Genomic DNA, 25,840 nt, shown 5'->3' with positions numbered 1-25,840 from the left:
GCCGAAGGGGGATTGTGGCGGCCCGGCAGGGCCGCCACAATCGCCCGGTGACGTTCTCTCCCGCTGACGCAGACAAGATCCTCAGCCATCACTTCGCCCCCTGGGTGCTCGCCCTCGGCCTCACCGTCCAGGAGACGGGCGAGCGGCACGCCGTGCTGCGGCTGCCCTGGTCCGACGAACTGGCCCGGGACGGCGGCGGCCTCTCCGGCCAGGCCATGATGGCGGCCGCCGACACCGCCACCGTCATCGCGATCTCCGCCGCGCGCGGGGCGTACGGGCCGATGACCACCGTCCAGCAGTCGACCAGCTTCCAGCGCCCCGTGGTCGGCACCGACGTGATCATCCGCGTACGGGTCACCAAGCTCGGCAAGCGGATGGCCTTCGCCGACATCACCCTGACCCCCGAGGGCTCCGAAGAGCCCGCCGCCACGGCCTCCACCGTCTACGCGCTGCTCGGCTAGACCGGCCCCGCACACCGGGCAAAAAGCGGGTGACAGCCCGGGATCCGGCCTCTACCGTCCCGGTGTGCGCGGCAACAGGAACTTCAACGTCTTCTGGCTCGGCCAGGCGCTGTCCGTCCTCGGCGGCTCCATCTCGCTGCTCGCGCTGCCGCTGCTCGTCCTCGACGCCACGGGGTCCCTCGTCCAGATGGGCCTCGTCACCGTCGTCTCGGGCGCCACCGCCATCGGCACGGGAGTCTTCGCCGGGTACGTGGTGGACCGGGTGGACCGGCGCCGGCTCATGATCGTCTGCGATCTGACGCGGGCGGTGCTGCTCGGCGCGCTGCCGCTGGTCTGGCTGGCCGGGCCCCGGATCTGGGTGCTCTACGTACTGACCGCGGTCGTCGCCGTACTGAAGACGCTCTTCGACGTGGCCTACGTGACGGCGGTGCCCCGACTGGTGCCCGCCGAGGACCTCACCACCGCCAACGGCCGGCTGTTCAGCACCTTCGCCCTCGGGACCCTGATCGGGCCCGCCGCGGCCGGGTTCATCGCCGCCGCGGTCGGCCCCGACTGGGCCCTCGCCGTCGACGGGGGCACCTTCCTGGTCTCCGCGGTCAGCCTCCGCTGGGTGACCTTCCACCGCCCGTCCGAGCCGGAAAGGCCGTCCGAGCCGGAAAGGCCGGCAGGGGCGGCAGGGGCGGCGGAGCCGTCCGGGGAGCGGGCGCCGGGCGGAGCCCAGGTGCTCCGGGAGATGTTCGTGGTGGGCTTCCGCTTCCTGTGGAGCCACCCGCTGCTGCGCCCGCTGACCATCCAGCTGACCGTACTGACCTTCGTCACCATGGGCGCCACCGACCTGCTGATCTTCCACGTGGAGGAGGACCTCGGCCGGGACTCCGTCACCCTCGGCTACGTCGTCGCCGCGGGCGGGGGAGGGTCCGCCGTCGCGGCCCTCGCCGCGGGGCGGCTGCGCCGGCTCTTCGGCATCGCCGTCTGCTGGCCCGCCTCGCTGGCCCTGATCGCCGTCTCGGTCGCGGGCATCGGCCTCAGCCGGAGCGTGCCGGTGATCGCCGCGCTGTCCGCGGTGTTCATGTTCGGGACCACCCTCGGCGGCGTGTGCACCATGACCCTGCGTCAGGAGGTCACCCCGGACCACCTGCTGGGCCGGGTCACCTCCGCCTTCTGGACGGTGCACAACGCCTCGGGCCCCGTCGGCGTGGCCGTGCTCACGGCGCTGGCCGCCCGCCACGGCGTCCCCGCGATCAGCCTCGGCGGCGGCGCGCTGTGCCTGCTGATCCTCGGCGGGGCGCTGCTGACCCCGCTGCGCGGCGGCCGGGCCGCCGCACAGCAGGGTCCGTACGCGCCGGGCCGGGTCAGAACCGGCCGGGTCCGGCGGGGAAGGGCAGTGGACCCGACGGAACCGGGGACCCGGGCCGGGCCTTAGCGGCCGGCGGCGGGTTCTGGTTCCGGCAGGTCACGTCCCGGTCGGGCAGCCGGCCCGAGGCCAGGTACGCGTTCACGTGCGCGTTGGCGCAGGAGTTCGGGTCCGCCAGGTACACGCCGTGGCCCTCACCGCCCTCCACCAGCACCATCCGCGAGCCCTTCAGGGCGCGGTGCAGGCCCTGGCCGCTGGAGAGCGGGGTCTGCGAGTCCCACTCGTTCTGCACGGTCAGCACGTCCGCCCGCGTCCGCATGGGCGTGGCAGCCTCCACGGGCCGGTCCCAGAAGGCGCACGGCTTGATGTTGGACGAGAAGTCCCCGTACAGCGGGTACTTCGCCTTGTCCCGCGCCGCGTCCCGCTCGTACTGCTCCGCGTAGCGCGGCCAGGTGCCCGTGTCCCCGCACACCACGGACCAGAACACCGAGATGCCGTTGTCCGCGGCCGGTCCGTCGCTCCGCCCGCCCGTCAGCAGCTGCTTCACCTCCGGGGCCGACGTGCCCGCCGGGAGCGGCCGGCCCTCGGCCGCCGCCTTGAGGGCCGCGACCATCGGGGTGGCCTGGGCCGGGTAGAAGAACACCGCCCGCGCGGACCGGATGACGTCGCCCGTGACCTTCATGCCGTCGAATTCGAACGGCTCCCGGTCGGCGCGCGCCACCAGCCCCCAGAAGGTGCCGGACACCGACTCCGGGCTGTCGCCGAGCCCGTACTCGGCCGAACGCTCCGCCGCCCACCGCGTCCACCGGGCGAAGGCGGGCTCGGACTGCGAGGCCCACTCCTGGAGCATGCCCCGCCAGATCTTCTGCGGGTCCACCCCGCTGTCGAGGACGAAGCGGTCGGTGCGCTGCGGGAACATCTGCGAGTACACCGCGCCGAGGTAGGTCCCGTACGAGTAGCCCACGTACGAGAGCTTGCGCTCGCCCAGCGCCGCGCGGATCGCGTCCATGTCGCGGGCCGTGTTGCGGGTGGTGATGTACGGCAGTACGTCACCGGCCTTCTCGCGGCACTTCTCGGCGACCGTCCGGGCCCACGCCACGTCGGAGGGGAAGCCCTCCGGGTGGTAGGGCCGGTCGACGACCCCCTCGTCCCGGGTCAGTCCGCAGGAGACGGGGCTGCTGGCCCCGACCCCGCGCGGATCGAAGCCGATCAGGTCGTACTGGTCGCGTACGTCCTTCGGCATCCCCTCGTTCATCATCAGCGGCATGTCCAGCCCGGACCCGCCCGGGCCGCCCGGGTTGATCAGCAGGACGCCGTGCCGTTTCGCGGGGCTCTCGCTCTTGATGCGGGATATCGCGAGGTCGATGGTGCGCCCCTGGGGACGCCGGTGGTCGAGCGGGACCTTGAGCGTGGCGCACTCGTACGAGGCCGGCTGCTCGGGACTGCAACGGTGCCAGTCGGGCTTCTGCTGCCCGTACTCCTGCGCCGGGGCGGCGGAGGCGCCGGTCGCGGAGAGGAGGGGCGCGGTGGTGGCGAGGAGAGCGGCAGAGGCGAGAAGCGGTGCGAGGCGTTTCATGCGCACGTGGCCGTTCCTTCCCTTCGGTGCGGAGGATGAAGTCGCTTGCCCCACCACCTTGTTGCAGTTGGAGGGCGGGGCGAATCATCCCGAAGGGCGGGACCTTGTGCTCCTCACGAACGAGCCGAAATCAGGACAACTGGCCGACACGCGGAGCATGGTGCCCTGTGCGGGCCGTACCCCCGGACCGCCGGCCGAAGCGGACGGGCCGAGGGCAAACGATCGTTTCAACTGTGGAATCGATCGTCATTCTGATCTAAGGTTTCGCAGGTCCGGGCACTGGGTCCGGTCACAGTGCTGTCCGCAAGCCGCCGCGCGGGGACCGCAGTCACGCACCGCCGGGGAGGATCCGTGACCGACGAGGGTGCCCCGCACCTGAAGAGCCTGGGACTCCTCGAAGAGCTGATCGAGAAGGCCGACCTCGACCGGGCGGCGGTCCTCGACCCGGCACCGCTGTCGCTGAGCACCGGCCTGCCCGAGAGCGTCGTGCGCGCGGGCCTCGGCCGCCAGGCCCTGCACGAGACCGACTTCCAGCAGCAGGTGGCGCAGCGGCTCGACTTCCTCCGGGAGACCCGCCGCCGCCCCGACGGCCTCCAGTACTCCCAGGCCGAAATCGCCGACGGCGCCGGTGTGACGCCCCAGTGGGTCGGCGAACTCCTCAAGGGCCGCAAGGTGCCCAGCCTGGAACTGGCCGCCCGCATCGAGGACTTCTTCAAGGTTCCGCGCGGCTTCCTCACCGCGACGCCGTCCCAGGCGCTCAACCGTGCGCTCGAGGAACGGCTGGCGAGCGAGCAGGCCCGGCAACTCGAGGACCTGCGCGAGCTCAAGGAGAGGTTCCAGCTCCGGTCGATCGCGTTCCGGGGCGCTCCGGAAACACTGGCCAAGATGCGGGACCTGCTGGATTTCATCATGAGCGACGACCAGCAGAAGTGATCGGGAGCGAGGGGGTGGGGACCTTGAGGAGCCGGCGACGCCGGGAGCGGCAGCTGGAGGAGCAGATGGTCCGGCTCTGCGACGAGCTGGACACGGCCATGGGCGGGCACGCGCCCGGCGACATAGACACGGTGATCGCGCGCATGGCCGGGCATCTCACCCACCACCGCGGCCGCCCGGTGCGCATCCTGCGCCGCACCTTCCCGCAGGGCCTCGGCGCCGTCCCCGTCTCCGGCCTCTGGCTCGACCGCGAGACCGAGGACGTCATCGTGGTCACCAGGAACACCAGCCCGTTCCACGCCCTGGTCATCCTCGGCCACGAGATCTGGCACATGGTCCGCGGCCACTGCGGAACCCACGTCCTCGGGGCGCAGGCCGCCACCCGCCTGCTCGGTGACGACGAGCTGACCGCCGGAGAACTGGGCGAAGCCGTACGCGCCGTCGCCGCGCGGACCCACACGGTCCCCGGTGACGAAGCCGAGGCGGAGAGGTACGGCCACATGCTCGGCCGCCGGTTCCGCCACCTGGTGGAGTTCGACCCCGCTCAGCGGGTCCTGGAAGGGACGGCAGCACGCATCCAGGCCTCTCTCGGCGCCACGGACGCCTGATGAACGGTCCGGAAACGCATGCCGCTCCCGCCGGCACGGTGCCCTACGCCGCCACACCGTGGCTGCCGCCTAGTGAGGAAGACATCCGCATGAACAGCCTTCGGCCCGGACGACCGGGCACCGGCGCCACCGCCAGAGTGCGCAGGGCCGCGGCATGAGCAATCCCAATGGCGCCGCCTTCTACATCCCGGGGGCGCTGCTGCTGCTCGCCGGCTTCCTGAAGCTGCCCCCGCTGTGGCGCAATCCCAAGGACGAACTGCTGCGCTCCGTGTGCGTGCTGCTCTTCGTGGCCGCCGGTGTCTTCGCCACCGCCGCGGTCCCGTCCATCGCCGCCATCAACCGGATCACCGGGACGCCGAACGCGGCCGCGCCGGTCGTGTACACGATCCTGACCGCGTTCTCCGGGGCCAACCTGGTGCTCATCATCCGCTGGAGCAGCGGGCCCGAGGACGCGGAACGGGCCGCCCGGTGGTCCCGCCGCTGCAACTGGGCGACCGTGGCAGTCATCGCCGCGATCAACGGGCTCTTCGCACTGGGCGACGCCCCCGTGGAACGGCTGGTCGACCTCGACACGTACTACGCGAACACGCCCTACATCCGCGAGATGATCGTCCTGTACCTGGTGGCGCACACCACCGCCGCCGTCACGATGACCGTGCTCTGCGCTCGCTGGGCGCGCGTGGTGCACGGCCCGCTGCGGGCCGGACTGGTCCTCATCGTCATCGGCTACATCCTCAACCTGGTGTACGACGCGCTCAAGTTCACCGCGCTCGGCGCCCGCTGGACCGGCCACGACCTCGACCGGCTGAGCTGGCCGATCGCCCCGCCGATCGCCGCCGTCTCCGCCCTGCTCATCGGCATCGGCTTCGTCCTGCCGCTGCTGTCGCAGCGCCTCATGAACTACGTGGGGATGTGGCGCCGCTACCACCAGCTGCAGCCCGCCTGGCGCGAGCTGCGGGCGGCGACCCGGCACAGCATCAACCTGGCCGGCGGGATCTCCACACCCATCGAAGTGCGGGTGACGCAGATCGAATCCGACATCTACGACGGGATCCTCAGCGTCCATCCCTTCCTCAGCCCCGAGGTGCGGGAACTGTCCCTGGCCGAGGCGCTCAAGACGGCCCCGTCGGAGGAGGAGGCGGCCGTCATCGCCGATGCCGCCGTGCTGGCGCACGCCGTGGTCATGTGGGCCAGGCACGTGGCCGAACAGGCCGACCCGCCCGCGGAGCAGGCCGGTGACGGCCCGCTGCTGGCCTCCGCCAACAGCACCGTCGGGCTCGTGCGGCTGTCCCGGGCCCTGTCGAGGTCCCCGATCGTCCGAGCCACCCGTGAAGCCGCCGTACTAGAGAGCAGTGCACGATGACCCAGAACCCTTCCGGCAGCCTCCGGGCCGTGGTCCTCGGCGGCGGGCTGGCGGGCACCCTCGCCGCCGCGGCCCTGGCGCCGTACGTGGCGGACGTCCTCGTCGTCGAACGGGACACCGTGCTTCCGGAGACCGCGGCCCCCCGGCCACGGCTGCCGCAGGCCGCCCACGCCCACATGCTGTGGTCGGGCGGGGCCGACGCCATCGAGGAACTGCTCCCCGGCACCACCGCCACCTGGCTGGAGGCCGGCGCCCACCGGATACCGATCCCCAACGGGATGGTCTCGTACTCCCCGGCGGGCTGGTTCCGGCGCTGGACCGAGACGCACTACCTGATCGGAGCCAGCCGCGACCTCGTCGACTGGGGGGTGCGCACCGCACTCCGGGCCGCACACCCGAACGTACGGACCCGTACCGGGGTGAGGATCACGGGGCTGGCCGGCGACGGATCCCGGGTGACGGGCGTCCGGATCCTCGACGGGGACCGCCGGGAGGACGTCCTCGACGCGGACCTCGTGGTCGATGCGACGGGCCGCGACTCCAAGGCCCCGGAGTGGCTCGCCGCCATCGGCGGGCCCGCGGTCGAGGAGACCGTCGTGGACGCCGGCGTGCGCTACGCCAGCCGCCGCTACCGGGCGCCGGAAGGCACCGCGTCGGACTGGCCGGTCGTCAACATCCAGGCGGACCCGCGGCTGGGCACGCCCGGCCAGGTGGTTTCGGTCATCCCCATCGAAGACGGCCAGTGGCACGTCAGCCTCTCCGGCACCCGCGGCGGGGAGCCGAGCGGCGACGAGCAGCTCTTCGAGGAGTTCGCCCGGGGCGTGCGCCACCCGCTGGCCGCCGACTTCCTGGCCCGCGCCGAGCCGATCGGCGAGGTAGCCGTCTACGGCCGTACGGCCAACCGGCAGCGGCGGTACGAGAAGGCCGCGATGCCCACGGGGTTCGTCGTCCTCGGTGACGCGGCGACCAGCCTGAACCCGGTCTACGGGCACGGCATGTCCGCTGCGGCGCTCGGCGCCCTGGCCCTGCGCGACACCGCGGCGAAGACCCCGGTCGGCGCGCCGAAGTTCGCCCGGCAGGCCCAGAAGGCGATCGCCGGCCCGGCCTCCGCGGCCTGGCTCCTGGCCGTGGGCCAGGACCGCTTCTACCCGGACGCGGTCGGCAAGGCGCCCAGCCTGGGCGACAGGCTCGCGGCCCGGTACGTCCAGCGACTGAACCGCACCGCGATCGGCAACTTCCTCGTCGTCCGGGCACTGACGGAGGTGATGGCGATGAAGAAGCCCGCCACGGTCCTCGGCAGCCCCGACGTCCTCTTCGCAGCGGCCCGCGGCCTGCGCCGGCCCCTGCTCGACGGACCGCAGCTCACGGAGCGGGAGCAGAGCGTCCTGAACCGGGAGCCGCTGCGGGCCGCGGCCGACGAGCCCGCGTAGCCGGGCGCGATCCGGGCCGGGTGCCGGGCCGGGCTCCGGCCGGACTCCATGACGGTTTCCGGATCACGTCGCGGACGGAGCTGCCGTCCGCGACGTGATCCACGGGGCTGCACCTCCCAAATCTAGGGCTGGTGGTGGGCATGGGAGCTGCCGGTGTCCAGGGAGCCGCCGAGGCGGTCGCGCAGGCCGCCCAGGGCATCGGCCGGCCGGGCGGTGACCACCCACCGGTTCCCCACCAGGTAGCTGCCGCCGTAGGCCCGGGCCTCGGCCAGCCAGGAGCGCAGCCCGCCGTCGGCGGCGAAGGTGGCCATGCGGTAGGCGCCCTGCGCGGTCTCACAGCCGCCCTCCCGCAACTCCTCCGCCTCCACGTTCACTTCGGGGGTGCAGCCGATGGCCGTGGCGATCTCCTCGATCGAGACGGAGCGCGTCGCGGGGGCCTTCGCGGAGGCGTTCCCGGGGCTCGCGCCGCAGCCGCCGCACAGCAGTGCGGCGGCCGCCGCCGCGGCGATACCGGCCGCCGCGGGAGCCGTTGCTATGCGGATGGCTTCGCCTTCTTCCCCTTGTCCGTCACCGCGAACCAGAGGCCCTGCTTTCCCTGCCCGTTGATGTCGCCCGGCTCTTTGTCGCCGGTGAACGAATAGACCGGCCAGCAGTCGATCGTCAACTGCTCCGTGCCATCAGGGCGTTTCACCGATCCGACCAATTCGGCGGCGATTCCCGAGATCTTCGCCTTGTCGGACTTGTCGACAGGGCTCGCCGGCTTCCAGGTGTCCAGACAGGAATCCAGGCAGCCGAATTTCATCGGCCACGCACTGTCCTTGTCGAAGCGGTACAGGGTGCGGCCCTCCGCGTCCGCGAGAATGCCGCCGAGCGTGGCGTTCTGCACGACGGAGAGCTCCGCGCCGCCCTTCTTCGTCCCGGTCGGCGGGGCGCCCGCGGGCTTCCCGTCGGCCCCCAGCGCGTGCCACGTCCCGGCGACGCCCTCGCCGAGCGCCTCGCCCGGCGCGGTGTCCTTGGCGTAGCGGTACACGGGCCAGCCGGCGAGGGTCAGCTGCCGGGTGCCGTCGGCCCGCATCACCGATCCGAGCAGGCCCGCCTCGATGCCCTCCCCGGCCGTGGCCTCGTCCGCCACCACCGGTGGCCAGGCCTTGGCGCACTCCCCGTCGCAGTTGGACCGGGGAGGCTTGGCCGTGTCCTTGTCGAACCGGTAGAGGGTCATGCCCTGCCCGTCGGTGACGGCGGAGCCCACGGCCGGGATGTCCCGCAGCTTCAACTGGCCCGCCGCGCGTGCCGTGGCCGTCCCGGGATCGCCGGCGGGGTTGTTCCCGCTGCCGCTGCCGGAGTCGCTTCCGTAGCCGTCGGCGCTCCCGCCGTATGCGGAGCCGATCTTCTGGCTGTCGGACACCGGCTTGACCCCGCCCGATTTGCTCGCGTATTCACCGCCGGAGCCGCACCCGGCCGTCAGCAGCAGAACTGCGACGGCCGACCCCGCGTATATCCCCTGTCGGATTCGTTTCACGATCGATCGCTCCTTCACGTTCGTTCGGTCCGTGTTTCCGTGTATCCGTGTATCCGTGTTTCGCTTTCGACATTGATACGGGGAAAGGAGCGGCGGCGGTGAATTCGGACCGGAATTTGTCCGATCACGCCAAGAACCGGCTCAGCCCTGAATCCGCAGCGCGAGCGCCGGGCAGCGCCGCACCGCCCGCAGCGCCTTCGGCCGCAGGTGCCCGGGCACCGCCATGGACGCCTCCGCCGGGTAGCCGTCCGCGTCGAGCCGTACGACATCGGGCAGTACGTCCACGCACAGCCCGTGCCCCCGGCACAGGGTCCAGTCCACGACCAGCCGCTCCGGGTTCTCGTCCTCGGGCAGCGGCAGCGCCCCCAGCACCCGGCGCCCGCACCCGCTGCCGAGGGCGTGGTCCTGGAACTCGTCCGGGAACGCGGACAGCGCCGAGGCGACGAACTGCGAGGTCCCGTCCGGATGGCTGCACGCCCCCCGGCCCAGGACCGAGCGCATGCGCGCCTCCACGGCCTCGAGGGCCGCCCGGCCCCCGCCCCGCACCGCGTCGTCCAGTACGTCGGCCAGCGCGGGCAGTCCCCGTACGCACGGCCCGCACTGGCCCGCGGACTCCCTCGCCATCCACCGGGCGACCCGCGCCACCTCCCCGGCCGGACAGGTGTCCTCGGGCAGGGGCAGCACCGCGCCCGCTCCCAGCCTCGCCCCGAGGGCGGCGAGGGACTGCCGGGACACCTGCGCGGCGCGCGCGGACCCCGGGTCCAGCCACTTCCCGTGGTAGCCGCCGACCAGCACGCCCTGACCGGGCTCGGTGCCGCACAGCTGGAGGACGTACGGCAGCGAGGTCCCCGACGGGGTCTCGACCACGGTGGAACCCGCGACGGTCAGCAGCACGGTTCCCGGCTCGGCCGACAGGCCGGCCGAGCAGTACTCCTGCGCGCCGAGCCGGGCCGCGACGGCAAGCTGGGCGAAGGTCTCCGTGTTCGACAGCAGGGTGGGCATGCCGCCCAGGCCCCGCTCGCTGGTGCGCACCTTCTGCCCGGACGGCAGCGTCGGACCGCCGTTCAGACCGTCCACCAGGGCCGTGCCCTCACCCGTCACGAACCGCTCGGGCAGTCTCGCCACGCGCACCCGGCGGCCCGCCGGACCGCGTTCGGCGACGGCCTCCCGCACCGACTGCTCCACGTCGGCCCGGGTCACGGCCACGGCCACCTCCTCCGCGCCCAGCGCGGCGGCGGCCAGCAGCGCCCCGTCGAGCACCAGATGGGGGGCGTGCAGCAGCAGCGCGGTGTCCTTCAGGCAACTGGGTTCGCCCTCACTGCCGTTGACCACGACGGCGGTGACGCCGTCGGCCCGCCCGCGGGCCGAGCGGATGACCGCCCGCATCTTGCGGGCGAACGGGAAGCCCGCCCCGCCCCGGCCCCGCAGATCGATGTCGTCGGCGAGGGCGACGAGTTCGTCCGGGTGGCACCGGGGGAGCGGGCCGTGCACGGCGAGATGGACCTCCCGGTCGAGCCGGGCGGCCCGGTCGAGCCCGGCCAGCAGCCGGGGGGCTCCCACGCAGCCGAGGCCGGGGCGCGGCCCGCTCACCGCCACCGCTCCCGGCCGGCGAGCTGCTCCACCCGGGGGGCCCGCACGACGGTCCGGCGCACGGACGTCCGGCGCAGGGACGTCCGGCGCGCCGTCCGGCTCCCGGCGGGGGGCCGGACGGCGGCGGGCGGGACGATCGGCGGCGCAGCCACCCCGCGCAGCGTGGACCTCAGGCGGAGCACGAGCACGGCGGCCACCCCGGCCAGGCACAGGGCGTAGGCCGCCGTCACCCACCCGGCCGCCGGGCGGCCCGCCTTCAGCCCGTGCACCAGGCAGGCGCCCCAGGCGGGATAGGCGCCGATGTGCAGCGCCCGCCACCAGAGCGAGCGGCTCCGGGTCGCGAACGCGCTGCGCACCCCGCCGGACACCGCGACGGCCACGAAGAGGTACCCGGCCAGCGTGCCGAGCCCGATCACCAGCGGCCGGTCCCCGTCCGTGAACGGAACCGCCGCCGCGCCGGGGCTCGTACGGCCCTCCGCCACCTTGACCCAGATGTGGAGGACGAGGAAGCCGAGTCCGGCCACCGCCAGGCCGCGGTGCACCCCTTGGGCGAGCAGCCTGCTGCCCGGCTCCAGCAGGAGCCGGTCGGTGGCCGTCAGCCCCCACAGGACGGTGGCGGTGAGCGAGACGAGCGAGAGGACGCCCGCCCCGAAGTCGAGGAACTCCCAGAGGTGCGTCAGGACGCCCGCGCGGGCCGCCACGACGGCCGAGACGAGAGCGGCGGCCCCGGCGCTGAGCATGCCGGGATGTCGGCGGCGCGCCCGGTGCGAGCGGGGAAGGTGCGGCTGGGGCAAGGGCATCCGGTTCTCCTGTGAACTCCGAGCCGACAGCTGGGTCTTGGGGTCGGAGTGCAGAAGCATCGTGGACCTGTGCAGCACCTCCACGGGATTTATCCAACCGTGATAATTTCTCGCACCGGCTCTCCGGCGCATCGAACAAGACCGGAAGACTCCCCTTCGTCAAGACCTCACCGGCACGATCGAGGTAACGATGTGCGAACTTCTGAACCGCATCTGGTCCCGCCCGCGCGGCGAGTGGACCCGCGTCCTGCGCCGGGAACTCCCCGCGCTGGCGGCCGAGATAGTGGAGGAGCTTCTGCATGCAAATCCGGAACTTTCCGCCCTTGTCGATGACAACGATGCCATTGACGACGAACTGCTCAGAGAGAAGGTGGAAGAGGCACTCCTTACCACCCTCGGCTACCGCGAACCGGCCTGCGCCGGCGCGGAAGCCGACGCCGACGCGGAACCCCTGCCCGGGGCCGCGCCCGCACCTGAACCCGGGGCCGCACCCGTGCCCGTACGCGTACCTGCACCCGAGGCGGTACCCGTGCCTGCACCCGGGCCCGTACCGGTACCCGCACCCCCACGCATACCCGCACCCCCACGCATACCCGCACCCCCACGCATACCCGTGCCCGGCATCGGGCCCGAGCCCGAACCGGAGCACGGACGGATAGCGGACCAGGCGCGGCACGACCTCTTCAACGCCCTCACCGACGGCCGTACCGCATCGGCGGGTTCCCTCGCCGAGCTGGCCCAGGCAGCCGACTGGCCCCTCCCCGATGTTGTACGGGCCATCGCGCTCGCCACCCCCGCCGACACGCAGCAACTGGCAGCCCTGCACGACGACGCCCTCGCCGGCGTGTTCGCGGGCCGCCCCTGCCTCCTGGTCCCGACCGCCGACCCGGACGCCCGCACCCCCCTGGAACTCGCGCTGCGCGGCCGCTGCGCCGCCGTCGGCCACGCCGTACCCCTCCGCGATGCCGCCTCCTCGCTGCGCTGGGCACTGCGCCTGCACGCCCTGACCCCCGCCCGGGGCGGCCTGGAAGCCCGGACCGTCTTCGTGGACGACCACCTCTCCACCCTCCTGCTGCTCCAGGACGAGCCCCTGGCCCACGCGCTGGCCGCCCGGTGGCTGCGCCCGCTGGCGGATCTGACCCCCCGCCAGAGCGAGCGGCTGGAGGTGACCCTGCTCGCCTGGCTGGAAGGAGGCGGGGCACCCGAGGCCGCCAAGGCCCTCAGCGTCCACCCCCAGACCGTCCGCTACCGCATGCGGCAGCTGGAGAAGCTCTTCGGCACCGGGCTGAGGGACCCCCGCACCCGGTTCGAACTGGAGATGGCCCTGCGCAGCCGCCGGCTCATGGCCCAAGTGCGCCGCCAGCACTCGCGGGTGACCCGCAGGGCGGCGCGGGTGGTCACGGCGGACTTCACCCCCGTCGTCGTCGGCCGGATGGCCCGCGTCAACGGCCTGTAGGACACCGTCGTACAAAGAAGGGAAAAGCGGTGCCGGCCCGAAGCCTCAGGCTTCGGGCCGGCACTTCTTCCCGGGTCGGGCGCGGCGGTAGGGGAGGGGGCGCCCGGCGCGGGGGCTCAGCGGCAGCTGCGGCCGGAGTTGATGCAGTCCGTGGCCCTGGCCATCAGCCCGGGCGACATCACGTTGATGAAGTCACCGTGGTCGGTCACCGGCTTGTGCAGCTGCTCGGGGAAGCTGTCCACCGCGAAGCGGGCTCCGGGCGCGATGCCGTAGGTGATCTTCTGCACCAGCTGCGGCACGGCGGTGAAGCCCTTGGGGCAGCGGCCCGCACGGTCCGCGAAGGCCATGTGCGTACGGTGGTTGGCGCTGTCGGTGTTCCGGCCGTCCCAGCAGCTCTGGAAGGTGAAGGTGCGGACCACGTCGCTGCCCTTCGGGCAGACCGGGTACTTGTCCTTCAGCTGGCGGTCCTCGAAACCGGTGCAGCTCCACGAGGCGTTGGCGTTGGCCGTGCCGTTGGTGAAGGCCTTGGCGTCGCCCGTGATGACCCTCAGGAAGCGGGGCATGGCCGTGACCCGGCCGACGGGACTGCCCTGGAAGGTGATGGTGACCTGCTTGGGGCGCAGGATCGTGCCGACGTTGCCGTCCTGGCCGCCGCCGGGGGCCTTCGCATCCTGCTCGGCCTTGCCGTCGCGCAGCCGCAGCACCGGCCAGTAGTAGGTGGACTGGTCGCCGTTGCCGCAGGTGGTGCCGGCGGCGGCGAGGCTGTTGTTGGTGGAGAAGGCGTCCGTGGACTCGTTGCCCACGTAGTCGTGCATGTGGTGGGCGCCGTTGGAGACGCCGGGCGCCACGATCACGTTGTCCGGGTTGAAGTGCTGGTTCTCGTTGCGGCCGCACTTCGAGGTGAAGGAGCCCTTGGAGGCGTTCGCCGAGGGCGCGGGGGTGCGTACGTTGGGGCGGACCTTGGTGATGGAGACGAAGTCGCTGCGCGCCGGACCGCCCTTGCGGGCGAGACCGGGCCCCTCGGCCGCCGCGTCCTCCGCGGGCGCCTTCATCATCCGGCATCCGCTCAGGTCCTTGAGCTGCTCGGGCCGGGCGGCGGACCGGGCGATCGCGTCGGACATCCGGCCGATGGTGGTGCCGCGTTTCCGGCCGAGCTCGCCGAGGAGGGCCTCGCCCTGTGCCTGGGCCTGTCCCTTGTCCTGCGCCTCGGCGGCGGCGAGCCGCCGATAGGCGTCGGCCACCTGGCCGTCCAGCTCGGCGAGGCTCTCGTCGACCTCGGCCTTCGCCTGGTCGGGGACGCTGGTGAGGCGTTCCCCCACGTCGGGGCAGTCGATCGTGGACGTCAACTGCTGCGCCCGCCCGCCGTCCTGTCCTGCGGAGGCGTTGCCGGCGACGACGGCGACCCCGCCGGCGCCCAGCACCACTGCGGAGATCAGGGCCGCCAGTTTGACCGTCGGCCGGCGGCGTTCATGGCCCTGTCGACTCATGCGATCACTTCTTCCTCGATGGGATCGGAGGAGCGGGAGAGGAGAGCGCCGGGGAGGAGGGAACCTGTGCCGGGGCCGGTGCCGCGTCGGCGAGCGAGTCGAAGTCGACCAGCCCGCTCTCCTCCAGGACCGTGATGTGGTCCAGGACCGTGGCATTGGCCGAGGTGGCCAGGGCGCGGACCATGGAGTTGCGGGTCTGCGCCCGTATCCCGGCCAGCAGTGCGAACACCTTCCCGTGCGCCCGCCGCAGCAGCTGCACGAACAGCCGCTCGTACGCGTCTCCTTGAGCCTGCGTCAGCTGGCTCAGCCACTCCTGCTGCTGTGCGCTCGGCTGATTGGGCAGATCGACACCGAGGGCCTGGCCGACGCGGATGACCTGCTGGTCCAGGTCGGTGTGGCCCTCGACGAGGTGCTCCCCGGCCGTGCGCACCGCGGGGCGCGTCCCGCGCTGCTGGGCCTGCCGGCCCGCGGGAAGCTCCCACAGCCCGGCCAGCCGGACCTTGCGGACGAAGTCCCGGTCCGCGGCGGTCAGCGGCCCGTACGCCGTGCTCATGGTCCCGGCGCCGTCGTCATCGGCCGCCGGGAGCCCGGCCGTCGGCCTGGCCGCGGCCCGGTCGCCGAATCCCGACACCGGGACCAGCAGCGCGATCAGGGTGACGGCAAGGGCGGTGATGACGATGCCGTTCGCGATCGTGTGCCGCGTCGCCACCGACAGGCTGTTGATGGATCGCCACCGCAGTGACAGCACAGTGCCTCCTCGCTCCGTGGGTGTCACGGGACGCTAGGCCACTCGTGGTGCCGCTGCGCGTGGACCATCACCCTTGGACAAACAATGGGGCGGGCCCGCCAAAGGCTGTTATCTTGCCGCGTTCGACCGCTACGTGCGCCCCTTCGCGGACAGGTGGTGGGTGAACCAGTCCCGGGCCAGTTCCGCCACCTCGTCGAGGGCTCCCGGCTCCTCGAAGAGGTGCGTGGCACCCGGGACGACGTCGAGGTGGTTCTCGCAGCGCAGTTCCGCCTGCGCCTGCCGGTTGAGCTCCAGCACCGTCGTGTCGCGGCCTCCCACGATGAGCAGGGTGGGTGCCCGTACGTCGCCCAGCCGCGGCCCGGCCAGGTCGGGGCGGCCGCCGCGGGAGACCACGGCGCCGATGTCCGCCTCCGGGTCCGCCGCGGCCAGCAGCGCCGCCGCGGCTCCTGTACTGGCCCCGAAGTAGCCGACGGCCGCGGGGGCGTACCGGCTCCGCAGCCAGCGCGTGGCGTCCGAGAGCCGTCCGGCCAGGGGCTCGACGGCGAACACGTTCGACCGGTCGGCCTCCTCGTCCGGTGTGAGCAGGTCGAAGAGGAGCGTGCCCAGGCCCGCCCGGTTCAGCGCGGCCGCCACGGCGCGGTTGCGGGGGCTGAGCCGGCTGCTGCCGGATCCGTGCGCGAACATCACCACCGCTCCGGCACCGCCGGGTCCCCGCGGCAGGGTGAGGTCACCCGCCAGCCGCAGCGAGCCCGCGTCCACCTCCACCGCCACCTCGGCCGCGGTGGAGCGAGGGGCGGGCGCGGGGGCGGCGGTCGCCTCGGCCAGCAGCGCGACGACCTCCTCGTCGGGGGTCTGGGAGAAGTCCTGGTACCACTCGCCGACGGCCCGGAAGGCGCGCGGCGTCGACAGGCACACCACCTCGTCCGCCTCGGTGCGCAGCCACGCCACGGCGTCCGGCGGAGCCACCGGTGCGGCGAGCACCACCCGGGACGCGCCCTGGGCGCGTACGACCTCGCACGCGGCGGCAGCCGTGGCGCCGGTCGCGATCCCGTCGTCGACCACGATCGCGGTGCGTCCGGTGAGCGGGACCCGCGGCCGGCCCTCGCGCAGGCGGTGCGCCTGCCGTCCGAGCGCCTCCTGCGCGGCCCGCTCGACCGCCGCGACGTCCTCGCCGGCGACCCGGGCCTGCCGGACGATGTCCTCGCTGATGATGCGTACGCCGCCCTCCCCGATGGCGCCGAAGCCCAGCTCCTGGTGGTAGGGGACCCCGAGCTTGCGCACGACGATCACGTCGAGCGGGGCGCCGAGCTCCCGGGCCACCTCGAAGGCCACGGGTACCCCGCCCCGGGGCAGCCCGAGGACGACGGGATCCTCCGTCGCCACGTGCCGCAGCGCCGCGGCCAGCCGCCGACCCGCGTCGGCGCGATCGGTGAAGAACACCTCGGCTCACCCCCGTCCTGGGGAGACAGAACCCACGCAACTCCCTCCGGGCCGGATGTGCAAGCGGGCGGGCCCACGGACGGGGCGTCCCCCTTTCGGATACCCCGGTGGGGCATCGGGGCCGGAGGTTACGTACGATGCCTCCATGATCTCCCGCGTGCAGCCACCGCGCCGCCGCCCGGCCGGGCGCGGCTTCGTGCTGCTCGTCCTCGCCGTGCTGGCCGGCGTGCTGGCCATGCACGGTCTGGGCCCCGGGCCCGCCTCCGTGCGGGCCCACGCGACGGCCGCCGCCCGGGCCGGGGAGGCGGGCCGCGTCATGGAGGCCGGCCACGTCATGCCGGACGGCCACGTCATGGAGGCGGGCCATCGCGCACCGGCCCGGCCCGTGGCGCTCACGGCCGAGGGCTGCTCGCACACCGCGGGAGGACCGGACCACACGCACCACGCCGACGCCACCTGCGCGGCGACCGGCATCGGCACGCCGTACGCACCGCCGGCCCCGGCCGCCGCCCTCGACGGCGCGGTCTCCGCGGCCGGTGCCCCCCACGCCGTCGCCACGGCGGCGGCGCAGAGCGGACGGGCGCCGCCGGACCTGGCGGAACTGCAACTCCTGCGGATCTAGGACGACCCGCGCCGGGGGCCCCGAGGGCCGCCGCGCTCCGTCGCATCCTCAATTCCGGACAAGGAGATCGCACCACCATGAGCACGAACCGTTCCCTCATCCGCCGTACCGCCGCAGTCGTGGCCGCGGCCGCCGCCTCGGTCGTCCTCGTCGCCTGCGGGTCGGGCAAGGACGACACCGCCGGGCACGGCGGCCACGGCGCCCCGACCCCGGCGGCCCCGTCCTCCGCATCCGCCTCGGCGGCAGCTCCGAAGGGGCAGCAGAACGCCGCCGACGTGGCCTTCGCCAAGGGGATGATCCCGCACCACCGGCAGGCCGTGGAGATGGCGGACCTCGCCGCCTCCCGGGCCGGGTCGGCCGAGGTCAAGCAGCTCGCCGAGCAGATCAAGAAGGCCCAGGACCCGGAGATCAAGACCCTGTCCGGGTGGCTGGCCTCCTGGGGTGAGCAGGTGCCCGCCGAGGGCGCCATGGACCACTCCGGGCACGGTGCGGGCGGCACGGGCGGGATGATGACGGCCGAGGAGATGGACCGGCTGGAGAAGGCTTCCGGCAAGGACTTCGACACCGCCTTCATGCAGCTGATGATCAAGCACCACGACGGCGCGGTGGCGATGGCCCGCACGGAGAAGGCGGACGGCGCCTTCCCGGAGGCCAAGGCCATGGCCGACGCGATCATCAGCTCGCAGACCGCCGAGATCGACAGGATGAAGGGCCTGCTGGGCTGAGCGGCCCGTAGGTCTTCCCGTCACAGGCCTTGAGGGGGCCGCCGGACCGGATCCGGTGGCCCCCGTCCCTCATGCCGTACCGCGGGCCTCGCGCACGGTGGGGGAGCGGCGCATCAGGGCCGCGTACAGGGCCGCGGACACGACCATGCCGGCCGGAAGCGCCAGGTCCAGGCCGCCCAGGGCGGCCGCGACCGGGCCCGTGTAGAGCGTGTTGACGCAGACCGCCGACGCGGCCACACCCGCGCAGAGCGCGAGGGCCCCCGCCCAGTTGACGCCCGCCGTGTACCAGAAGGGGCTGCTCGGGGTCTCGTCCATGAGCGCGGGGCCGTCGTAGCGGCCCAGGCGCAGCACGATGTCGGCGGCGTACACCGCCATGGCCGGGCCGATCAGTACGACGGTCAGCTGCAGGACGTTGCTGACGGTGTCGAGGAGGCTCGAGAACAGCAGCCCGTACAGGGTCAGGGCGACGGCGACGGCTCCGTCGAAGAGCACGCTCACGGAGCGGCGGATGCGGATCCCGACCGCCTGGAGGGCGAGGCCTGCGCTGTAGGCGGTGAGGGCGTTGATGGCGATGGTGCCGAGGACCAGGGCCAGCAGGAAGACGGGGTGGAACCAGCCGGGCAGCAGCGCGCGGAGCGCGGTCTCCGGGTCGGCCATGTCCACCGCGGTCGCGGCGAACGCGCCGAGCGAGGTGACGACGACGCTGGGCACGAACGCGCCCGCGGCGGTCCAGCCCAGCACGGCCTCGGGCGAGGAGGTCCGGGGCAGGTAGCGGGAGAAGTCGGCGCTGGTGGTGTAGGAGAGCGGGCCCGCTGCGATCAGGCTGACGCCTGCGGCGAGGGCTGCCCACAGCCTGGTGCCGGCGAGCGGCTCGGCGGGGGCGTACCCGAAGTCCGCGTGTCCGAGCACCGCGAAGGCCACGACGGCGAAGGCGGCGGTGAGCACCAGCGTGATCGGGAGGTAGAGCCGCACGATCAGCGCATGGCCGTAGACGCTGATGGCCAGGGTGAGCGCGGCGATGACCAGGACGACGGCGGTCTTGACGCCGGTGCCGGGGGTCAGGCCGGCCATCTCGACCAGGGCGAAGGCCGCGGTGGCGGCGGCCGCGAGGTTCAGCGCGAAGTAGCAGACGGAGACCAGCCAGCCGAGGACCGCGTTGTTGACGCGGTTGCCGATCACTCCGTACATCGCCCGCGTGATCACTTCGCTGGGGGCGCCGGCGGCGGGCCCGGAGGTGGCGAGCAGTCCGGTGAGCACCCAGAACAGGTTGCCCACGACGATCACTGCGAGGGCCTGCCAGAGGGTGAGTCCCATGAGGACGAGTGCGCCGCCGATGACCAGGCTGAGGTAGTTGACGTTCGCCGCCGCCCAGACGGAGAACAGCTCGCGCGGGTGGCCGTGGCGTTCCGCGTCGGGGATGTGGTCGACGCCGTGGACCTCGATCCGGCCGGGACGGTCCTCGGCGGCCGGGGTGGCGGGGACGGCCGGGGCGCCCGGGTGCGGGTCGGGAAACGTCGATGCCATGCGGACCTCCGGTGCTGGGCGAACCCACCTGCTTGCTTATTGGTCGCACACTCAATAGCATCCTCGGTATGTCGTCAAGCGTCCAGCGCAAACGAGTTCGCAAATCACCCGAAGCCCGCCGGGCGGAGATCGTCGAGGCGGGGGCGGCCATCGCCCTGACCGAAGGGCTGGAGTGCGTCACGCTTCGCCGGATCGCCGACGAGCTCGCCGTCCGGCCCGGTCTGATCAGCCACTACTTCCCGTCCGTGGAGGATCTGGTGGCCGAGGCGTTCGGCGATGCCGCGACCGCCGAACTAGACCGACTCCTCCCGGAGACCGCGGACGGTGACGCTCCGACGCGTCATCTGGCACGGTTCTTCGCACACGCCACCGGGGAAACGTACGACGACATCAGTCGGCTCTGGATCAACGCCCGCCATCTCAGCCGCTACCGGCCCGTCCTCCGCGACCGGGTCGCCGAGCAGGAGTCGGCCTGGCGCGGGCGCATCGAGGGCGTCATCCGGGAGGGCGTCGCGAGCGGGGAGTTCCGTACGGAGGACCCGCGCGTGACGGCCATCCAGATCCTGGTCGTACTCGACGGCCTCGGCGTCCACGCCAACACCGACACCAGCGGCCGCCCCCGCGCGGTGACCCGCATGGCCGTCACCACGGCGGAACGGGAACTCGGCCTGGCCGCCGGAGCCCTCGACGACCCCGGGCACGGCCCCGGGGGCAGCCCCTGACCCCGGCGGCCCCGGCCGGCAGCCCGGACCCCGGCGACGGGCACGGCGGCAGCCCGGATCCCGGCCTCGGCCCCCGGGCTCCGGCCCCGGCCCTTGGCCCCAGGGCTCCGGCCCCGGTCCTTGGCCCCCGGGCTCCGGCCCCGGCCCCCGGGGCACGGCCTCGGCCCCGCCCCCGCAGCCTCGCCCTTCCCCACCGTTCCACCCAGGAGTCCCCGTGCGCACCAGTCTCGTCCTGCTCTCCGCCCGTCTGCTCGACCCGGTGACGGGAGCCCTCCTCCCGGAGACGGCGCTCGCCGCGTCCGGGGGGCGGATCGCCGCCCTGGGCGACGACCGCGGGATCCGCGCGCTCGCGGACTCCGGGACGACGGTGATCGACCTCAAGGGGGCGGTGGTCACCCCCGGCCTGGTCGACGGACACCTGCACCCCGTCTCCGGCGCCGAACTGACCCACGGCCTCGACCTGTCCGGCTGCACGGACGTGGACCAGGTGCGCGCCGCCCTGGCCGGAGAGGTGCGGCGCCTCGCGCCCGGGCAGTGGCTGCACGGCTGGGGCCTCGACCCGAACGCCTTCGGTGACCGGCCCGTCGAGACCGCCCCGTTCGACGCCGTGCTCGACGGGGTCCCGGCCCTCCTGCTGCTCTTCGACGCCCACTCGATGCTCGCCAGCCGCCGCGCGCTGGAACTCGCCGGCGTCGACGGGCCGCGGACCTTCGACCAGGCCTCCGAGGTCGTCTGCGACGCCGACGGCAGGCCCACCGGGCTGCTCCTGGAGGACGCCGCCTGCGAACTCGTCGAGCGCGTCGCCCCGCAGCCCACCCGCGAGGAGCGCCGCGCCCGGCTCGCCGAAGCGCTGCGCGCCATGGCCGCCGCCGGGCTCACGGGCGGCCACGCCATGGACGCGAACGGCGACAGCCTCGCCTTCTACGCCGAACTCGATGCGGCCGGCGAGCTCCCGCTGCGCCTGCGGGTCGCCCCCTGGTGCCAGCCCGGCGCCGACGCCGAGGCGCTGCGCGCGCTGATCGGCCAGCAGGGCGCGGGCGGCGCGCTGTGGCGGACCGACGGGGTCAAGCTGTTCATGGACGGCACCATCGACAACGGCACGGCCTGGCTGGAACGCCCCGACTGCCACGGCGAGTCCACGCACGCCTTCTGGCCCGACCCCGAGGCCTACACCCGGATCATCGGCGAGTTCCACCGGGCCGGCGTGCCCACCGCCACCCACGCGATCGGCGACGCGGCCGTACGGCACGTCCTCGACTCGGTGGAGAAGGCGCAGGCCGGAGGCGTGCGCGGGGTCCGGCACCGGGTCGAGCACATCGAGACCGTGCCCGACGACACGCTGCGCCGCTTCGCGGAGCTCGGGGTCGTCGCCTCCATGCAGCCGACCCACTGCTGCGACTTCACCCGCGCCGACCACACCGACAACTGGTCCCGCCGCCTCGGCGAGGAGCGCGCCTCCCGCGCCTGGCGCTGCCGCGACCTGCAGGACGCCGGGGCCGCCGTCGTCCTCGGCTCCGACTGGCCCATCGCCCCGTACCCGCCGCTGGGCGTCATGGCGGGCGCCCGCCACCGCCGCCCCTCCCGCGACCTGACGCAGCCCCCGCACGGCCCCGAACAGGCCCTCACCGCCCTGGAAGCCCTGCAGGGCATGACCGTGGGCGCGGCCTACGCGGCGGGCGAGGAGCACGAGGCCGGCCGGATCGCCGTCGGCCACCGCGCCGACCTCACCGTCCTGGCCGACAACCCCCTCACCACCCCCGCCACCGACCTGACCCGGCTGCCCGTGCTGCTCACCGTCCTGGACGGCACCCCGACCCACCGCGACGCGGGCCTGTGACACGCCGGGGGCGGCGCGCGCCGAACTGCGCCGCCCCCGGAAGCGGGATATCAAGGACGTGAAGGTGAGCGCGGGCCCCCGGCGGTCGCCACCCCACGGCTGAGGAGTACGTCTCGTGGAGTTCGAGGTCAATGGCGCCCGGCGCGAGGTGGACGTGGACGACGACCCGGCAGCCGTGGAGGTGGTCCGCGACCGGCTGGGCCTGACCGGCACCAAGCTGGTCTGCTCGGGCGGCGTGTGCGGCGCCTGCACGATCCAGGTCGACGGCGAGCCCCGGGTGTCCTGCCTGACACCGGCCGTCGTGCTGGCCGGCCGCCGGATCACCACCGTGGAGGGCCTGACCGGCCACCCGGTGACCCGCGCCTTCGCCGGCGAGGACGCCCTCCAGTGCGGCTACTGCACCCCGGGGTTCGTCGTCGAGGCTGCCGCGTTCCACGACCGGTGGCGGGCCGAGCACGGCACCGCCCGGCCGGGACGGGAGCAGATCGCGGACGCGCTGGCGGGCCACCTGTGCCGGTGCGGCGCCTACGAGGGGATCTTCAGCGCGGTGGCCGCCGCCTGCACGGGCGACTACGACGACGAGAGGGCCGACGGGGAGGAGCGGGCCGTACCGCGCGCCGAGGCCCCGGAGAAGATCGACGGCTCGGCCCGCTACACCACCGACCTGCGCCCCGAGGGCCTGCTCGAAGGGGTGATCATCCGTTCCCCGCACGCGCACGCCCACGTACGGTCCCTCGAGGCCGGGGACGTCCCGATCGTCCCGCTGCTGCCGCCCGACGGCGTGGTGCGGTACGTCGGCCAGCCGGTCGCGGCGGTCGCGGCGCCCGGCCGGGCCGCCGCCCGGGCGGCGGCCGCGCGGGTCACCGTCGACTACGAGGTGCTGCCGGCGGCCCTGGACGCCCGCCTGGCCCGGGCCGGCGAGGGCCCGCTCGTCTACGAGGACAAGGCGGCCCGCAAGCGGGCGCCCGGCTCCGGCGAGACCCCCCAGCTGCTGCCCGCCCGCTGGCGCGGCAACCTGCGCGGCCCGTCCGCCATGAGCAAGCGCCCCGCCACGGCCGTGCGCCGCATCACCGAGGCCCGCAGCCGCAACCCCGAACGGGTCGTCGAAGGCGAGTTCACCACCGCGGCGCAGACCCACACCCCGCTCGAACCGCACGCCTGCCTGGCCCGGTGGGCCGACGGCGCCCTCCACCTCGAGGTGTCCACGCAGTCGCTGAAGCACGTGGCCAGCCTCGCCGCAGAGCGCTGGGGCGTCCCCGCCGAACGGGTCGTGGCGAAGGCCATCCACGTGGGCGGCGGCTTCGGCTGCAAGATGGGTCTGACCACCGACGTCGTCGCCGCCGTGGAGCTGGCCCGGCTGCACAACGCCCCCGTGCGGGTGGTGCTCGACCGCGACGAGGAGCTCACCGACGGCGGATACCGGCCCGGCACCCGGATCCGGGTCGCGATGGTCGCGGACGAGGCCGGCGACCTGAGCGCGCTGGCCATGGACGCCGACAGCGACGGCGGGATCTCCGTCGGCGCCTCCGTGGCCGCCCAGGCCCGGTTCATGTACGGCAAGGCCCCCCGCCGGCTCCGCGACTTCGACACCGTCACGCACCGGCCTCCGGGAGCCCCCTTCCGCGGCCCGGGCGGACCCCCGCTGTGCTGGGCCCTGGAGCAGGCCGTCGACGAGATGGCCCACCGGCTCGGCGAGGAGCCGATCGCCCTGCGCCGCCGCTGGGACGGCAACGCCAAGCGGCACGCCCTCTACGACCTCGCCCGGGCCCTCCCGTTCTGGGCCGGCCCCCGCGGCGGCAGCGGACGCTTCCGCCGGGGCGTCGGCGTCGCGGCCGCCAACTGGCTGTACTTCCTCGACCCCGCCACCGAGGTCGAACTCACCGTCGAGGACGGCATCGTCGTCGCCCGCTGCGCCGTGCAGGACATCGGCACCGGCGCCCGCAGCGTGCTGCGCCGGGCCGTCGCCGCGGAACTCGGCCTGCCGCTCGACCGGGTGCGCGCCGAGATCGGCGGCAGCGACACCGTCCACGGCCCCACCTCCGGCGGCAGCCGCACCACCCCCTCCCTCGCGCCCGCCGCCGCCGAGGCCGCCGCCCGGCTGCGCGAAGCGCTCGGCGGCGGCGACGTCGCCGCCCGGCTGGACACGGCGCACGGCGTACGGGCCACCGGCAGGCGCCCCCGCGACCACCGGGGCTTCGTGACCCCCTTCGGCCTGACCATGGGAGGAGTGGCGATCGGCCGCGGCTTCACCGGATCGGTGCAGGTCGCCGAGGTAGAGGTGGACACCCGGCTCGGCCGGATCCGACCGCTGCGCGTGTGGAGCGGCATCGCCGCGGGCCGCATCCACGAGGACATGCTGGCCCGCAGCCAGTGCGAGGGCGCCGTGGTCCAGGGCATCGGCTACGCGCTGTTCGAGGAGCGGCGCGTCGACCCGGTCACCGGCCGGGTGCTGACCGACAACCTGGAGGACTACCGCCTCCCCGGCATCGGCGACACCCCCGAGATCACCGTCCACTTCCATGAAGAGGGCTTCGAGCACGTCCCCGGCGGCGGTGTCGGCCTCGGCGAGATCGCGACCCTGCCCACCGCGGCGTGCCTGGCCAACGCGGTCCACGACGCCACCGGCTGGCGCCCGTACGACCTGCCCATCCGCCCCGACCGGCTCCTGGAAGGACTGGGTACGTGACCACCGAGCCCGCCCTCACCGACCTGTCGGCCGCCGTCCGCACCCGCGGCGGCGAGCTGCGCGCCGGCGGCACCGACACCACCGCCCGGCAGCGCAGCGGCCTCTCCCCGGGCCCGTTCACCGACCTCGGCGGCGCCGTCCGCCTGCGCGGCTGCACCCCGCTGCCCGGCGGCGGGCTGCGGGTCGGCGCCCTGACCACCCTCGCGGAGCTCGCCGCCGATCCACAGGTGCGCGCAGGCTGGCCGGCCCTGGCACTCTCGGCCGGGGCCGCGGCGACCCCGCAGATCCGCGCCGCCGGCACCATCGGCGGCAACCTGCTCCAGCGCAACCGCTGCTGGTACTACCGCAGTCCGCACGTCAGCTGCTTCCAGAAGGGCGGCGCCGGCTGCCCCGCGCAGGAGGGCGACCACCACTTCGGCGTGGTCAGCGGCAGCGGTCCGTGCATCACCCCGCACCCGTCCACCCTCGCCATGGCCCTGCTCGCCCACGACGCCGAAGCCGAGATCCACGGCGAATCCCCGCGCAGCGTGGCCGACTTGTACGGGGACGGCGACCGGCTCTTCCGGACGGACCACCTGCTGCCGCCGGACCGCATCCTCACCGCGGTCAGGCTGCCCGCACCCCTGCCCGGCGAACGCGCCGCCTACCACCGGGCCATCAGCAGGGCGCACGCCGAATGGCCCCTCGTCGAAGCGACCGCCCGGATCGCGCTCGACGGCGCCACCGTCACGCACGCCGCCGTCGCCGCGGGCGGAGTGGCCCGCGTCCCGCTGCGGCTCACGGAGGTGGAGGCCGCCCTGATCGGCCGCGAGGCCACCCCCGGACTCCTCGCCGCGGCGGCCGCGGCGGTCCTCACCCGCTGCCGCCCGCTGCCGCAGACCGGCTACAAGGCGACCCTGTTCCGCGACACGGTGCTGGAAGTCCTGGAACGGGCCGCCGCGGGCTGACGCGCGGCCCCC

Annotated in this window: 22 protein-coding genes; 13 read left to right on the top strand and 9 right to left on the bottom strand. The window is 74.0% G+C overall.

All coding sequences use genetic code 11. The features are described 5' to 3' along the window. Nucleotides 1–47: 47 nt before the first annotated feature. Both ACIGFK_RS01155 and ACIGFK_RS01150 read left to right on the top strand, forming a co-directional pair. A complete protein-coding gene (locus ACIGFK_RS01155; protein ID WP_400050092.1) occupies nt 48–461 on the top strand; it encodes a PaaI family thioesterase in 414 nt (137 codons plus the stop codon). Nucleotides 462–525: 64 nt separating this feature from the next. Continuing rightward, a complete protein-coding gene (locus tag ACIGFK_RS01150; RefSeq protein ID WP_400050091.1) occupies nt 526–1,884 on the top strand; it encodes an MFS transporter in 1,359 nt (452 codons plus the stop codon). On the opposite strand, the gene ACIGFK_RS01145 is transcribed toward ACIGFK_RS01150, so the two are convergent. Beyond that, nucleotides 1,814–3,391, bottom strand: coding sequence for an alpha/beta hydrolase (locus ACIGFK_RS01145; protein ID WP_376657619.1), 1,578 nt, complete (start codon nt 3,389–3,391; stop codon nt 1,814–1,816). The two genes, ACIGFK_RS01150 and ACIGFK_RS01145, sit on opposite strands and share 71 nt — an antisense overlap. A gap of 351 nt (nt 3,392–3,742) precedes the next feature. Between ACIGFK_RS01145 and ACIGFK_RS01140 the strand changes: the two genes are divergently transcribed. The 4 genes from ACIGFK_RS01140 to ACIGFK_RS01125 all read left to right on the top strand — a co-directional run bounded on the left by ACIGFK_RS01140 (nt 3,743) and on the right by ACIGFK_RS01125 (nt 7,725). After that, nucleotides 3,743–4,324, top strand: coding sequence for a helix-turn-helix transcriptional regulator (locus ACIGFK_RS01140; RefSeq protein WP_376657618.1), 582 nt, complete (start codon nt 3,743–3,745; stop codon nt 4,322–4,324). Nucleotides 4,325–4,347: 23 nt separating this feature from the next. Further along, complete coding sequence (locus ACIGFK_RS01135; protein WP_376657617.1) at nt 4,348–4,932, top strand: toxin-antitoxin system, toxin component; 585 nt, start codon at nt 4,348–4,350, stop codon at nt 4,930–4,932. A 154-nt stretch (nt 4,933–5,086) separates the two neighbouring features. After that, complete coding sequence (locus tag ACIGFK_RS01130; protein WP_376657616.1) at nt 5,087–6,295, top strand: MAB_1171c family putative transporter; 1,209 nt, start codon at nt 5,087–5,089, stop codon at nt 6,293–6,295. After that, a complete protein-coding gene (locus ACIGFK_RS01125) occupies nt 6,292–7,725 on the top strand; it encodes a pyridine nucleotide-disulfide oxidoreductase (protein WP_400050090.1) in 1,434 nt (477 codons plus the stop codon). The genes ACIGFK_RS01130 and ACIGFK_RS01125 overlap by 4 nt, the downstream gene beginning before the upstream one ends. A gap of 122 nt (nt 7,726–7,847) precedes the next feature. Here ACIGFK_RS01125 and ACIGFK_RS01120 read toward each other — a convergent pair whose 3' ends face one another. The 4 genes from ACIGFK_RS01120 to ACIGFK_RS01105 form a co-directional block, all read right to left on the bottom strand. Next, on the bottom strand, nt 7,848–8,099 hold the full coding sequence (locus tag ACIGFK_RS01120) for a hypothetical protein (RefSeq protein WP_386463496.1): 252 nt from the start codon (nt 8,097–8,099) through the stop codon (nt 7,848–7,850). A gap of 158 nt (nt 8,100–8,257) precedes the next feature. Continuing rightward, nucleotides 8,258–9,244, bottom strand: coding sequence for an SCO0930 family lipoprotein (locus ACIGFK_RS01115; RefSeq protein ID WP_400050089.1), 987 nt, complete (start codon nt 9,242–9,244; stop codon nt 8,258–8,260). A 141-nt stretch (nt 9,245–9,385) separates the two neighbouring features. After that, entirely contained in the window at nt 9,386–10,834 is a 1,449-nt protein-coding gene (locus ACIGFK_RS01110; RefSeq protein WP_376662252.1) for an NADH-ubiquinone oxidoreductase-F iron-sulfur binding region domain-containing protein, read from the bottom strand. Next, complete coding sequence (locus ACIGFK_RS01105) at nt 10,831–11,634, bottom strand: hypothetical protein (RefSeq protein WP_376662251.1); 804 nt, start codon at nt 11,632–11,634, stop codon at nt 10,831–10,833. The genes ACIGFK_RS01110 and ACIGFK_RS01105 overlap by 4 nt, the downstream gene beginning before the upstream one ends. Before the next feature lie 190 nt (nt 11,635–11,824). Here ACIGFK_RS01105 and ACIGFK_RS01100 point away from each other — a divergent pair, with 190 nt between their 5' ends. Next, nucleotides 11,825–13,090 carry a PucR family transcriptional regulator gene (locus tag ACIGFK_RS01100; protein ID WP_400050088.1) on the top strand — a complete coding sequence of 422 codons (1,266 nt, stop codon included), beginning with the start codon at nt 11,825–11,827 and terminating at the stop codon, nt 13,088–13,090. 116 nt (nt 13,091–13,206) lie between these two features. Here ACIGFK_RS01100 and ACIGFK_RS01095 read toward each other — a convergent pair whose 3' ends face one another. The 3 genes from ACIGFK_RS01095 to ACIGFK_RS01085 form a co-directional block, all read right to left on the bottom strand. Continuing rightward, entirely contained in the window at nt 13,207–14,577 is a 1,371-nt protein-coding gene (locus tag ACIGFK_RS01095; RefSeq protein ID WP_376661958.1) for a DUF1996 domain-containing protein, read from the bottom strand. Nucleotides 14,578–14,581: 4 nt separating this feature from the next. Beyond that, complete coding sequence (locus tag ACIGFK_RS01090) at nt 14,582–15,325, bottom strand: DUF4142 domain-containing protein (protein WP_376661957.1); 744 nt, start codon at nt 15,323–15,325, stop codon at nt 14,582–14,584. Between the two features lie 129 nt (nt 15,326–15,454). After that, nucleotides 15,455–16,765: a phosphoribosyltransferase family protein gene (locus tag ACIGFK_RS01085; RefSeq protein WP_376661956.1), complete on the bottom strand. Its 1,311-nt coding sequence runs from the start codon at nt 16,763–16,765 to the stop codon at nt 15,455–15,457. 145 nt (nt 16,766–16,910) lie between these two features. Here ACIGFK_RS01085 and ACIGFK_RS01080 point away from each other — a divergent pair, with 145 nt between their 5' ends. Together ACIGFK_RS01080 and ACIGFK_RS01075 are read left to right on the top strand one after the other, a co-directional pair. Beyond that, complete coding sequence (locus tag ACIGFK_RS01080; RefSeq protein ID WP_400050087.1) at nt 16,911–17,387, top strand: DUF6153 family protein; 477 nt, start codon at nt 16,911–16,913, stop codon at nt 17,385–17,387. A 77-nt stretch (nt 17,388–17,464) separates the two neighbouring features. Beyond that, complete coding sequence (locus ACIGFK_RS01075) at nt 17,465–18,112, top strand: DUF305 domain-containing protein (protein ID WP_400050086.1); 648 nt, start codon at nt 17,465–17,467, stop codon at nt 18,110–18,112. A gap of 69 nt (nt 18,113–18,181) precedes the next feature. Here the strand turns inward: ACIGFK_RS01075 and ACIGFK_RS01070 are convergent, their stop codons facing one another. Further along, a complete protein-coding gene (locus tag ACIGFK_RS01070; RefSeq protein WP_376661953.1) occupies nt 18,182–19,636 on the bottom strand; it encodes a purine-cytosine permease family protein in 1,455 nt (484 codons plus the stop codon). 68 nt (nt 19,637–19,704) lie between these two features. On the opposite strand from ACIGFK_RS01070, the gene ACIGFK_RS01065 reads away from it, so the two are divergent. The 4 genes from ACIGFK_RS01065 (at nt 19,705) to ACIGFK_RS01050 (ending at nt 25,828) form a co-directional block, all read left to right on the top strand. Further along, the gene (locus tag ACIGFK_RS01065; RefSeq protein ID WP_376661952.1) at nt 19,705–20,358 is read left to right on the top strand and encodes a TetR/AcrR family transcriptional regulator; all 654 of its coding nucleotides are present in this window, start codon (nt 19,705–19,707) and stop codon (nt 20,356–20,358) included. A gap of 214 nt (nt 20,359–20,572) precedes the next feature. Next, nucleotides 20,573–22,195: an amidohydrolase gene (locus tag ACIGFK_RS01060; protein WP_400050085.1), complete on the top strand. Its 1,623-nt coding sequence runs from the start codon at nt 20,573–20,575 to the stop codon at nt 22,193–22,195. 115 nt (nt 22,196–22,310) lie between these two features. After that, nucleotides 22,311–24,881 (top strand): molybdopterin-dependent oxidoreductase, encoded by a 2,571-nt coding sequence (locus ACIGFK_RS01055; RefSeq protein ID WP_400050084.1) that lies wholly within the window; start codon nt 22,311–22,313, stop codon nt 24,879–24,881. Beyond that, a complete protein-coding gene (locus ACIGFK_RS01050; protein ID WP_376656663.1) occupies nt 24,878–25,828 on the top strand; it encodes an FAD binding domain-containing protein in 951 nt (316 codons plus the stop codon). Before ACIGFK_RS01055 ends, ACIGFK_RS01050 begins: the two co-directional genes overlap by 4 nt. Nucleotides 25,829–25,840 lie beyond the last annotated feature (12 nt).

It is taken from the genome of Streptomyces sp. NPDC085524, from assembly GCF_044541755.1.
Lineage (GTDB): Bacteria > Actinomycetota > Actinomycetes > Streptomycetales > Streptomycetaceae > Streptomyces.
The sequence above is the reverse complement of the archived record's forward strand: the minus strand, read 5'-3'. Positions and strand labels throughout refer to the sequence as shown.

Bases quoted from the DNA above. Each gene is read 5' to 3' on its own strand.
- ACIGFK_RS01145 (WP_376657619.1), bottom strand. From the start codon at position 3,391: ATGAAACGCCTCGCACCGCTTCTCGCCTCTGCCGCTCTCCTCGCCACC.
- ACIGFK_RS01130 (WP_376657616.1), top strand. From the start codon at position 5,087: ATGAGCAATCCCAATGGCGCCGCCTTCTACATCCCGGGGGCGCTGCTG.
- ACIGFK_RS01125 (WP_400050090.1), top strand. From the start codon at position 6,292: ATGACCCAGAACCCTTCCGGCAGCCTCCGGGCCGTGGTCCTCGGCGGC.
- ACIGFK_RS01105 (WP_376662251.1), bottom strand. From the start codon at position 11,634: ATGCCCTTGCCCCAGCCGCACCTTCCCCGCTCGCACCGGGCGCGCCGC.
- ACIGFK_RS01100 (WP_400050088.1), top strand. From the start codon at position 11,825: ATGTGCGAACTTCTGAACCGCATCTGGTCCCGCCCGCGCGGCGAGTGG.
- ACIGFK_RS01095 (WP_376661958.1), bottom strand. From the start codon at position 14,577: ATGAGTCGACAGGGCCATGAACGCCGCCGGCCGACGGTCAAACTGGCG.
- ACIGFK_RS01080 (WP_400050087.1), top strand. From the start codon at position 16,911: ATGATCTCCCGCGTGCAGCCACCGCGCCGCCGCCCGGCCGGGCGCGGC.
- ACIGFK_RS01075 (WP_400050086.1), top strand. From the start codon at position 17,465: ATGAGCACGAACCGTTCCCTCATCCGCCGTACCGCCGCAGTCGTGGCC.
- ACIGFK_RS01070 (WP_376661953.1), bottom strand. From the start codon at position 19,636: ATGGCATCGACGTTTCCCGACCCGCACCCGGGCGCCCCGGCCGTCCCC.
- ACIGFK_RS01065 (WP_376661952.1), top strand. From the start codon at position 19,705: ATGTCGTCAAGCGTCCAGCGCAAACGAGTTCGCAAATCACCCGAAGCC.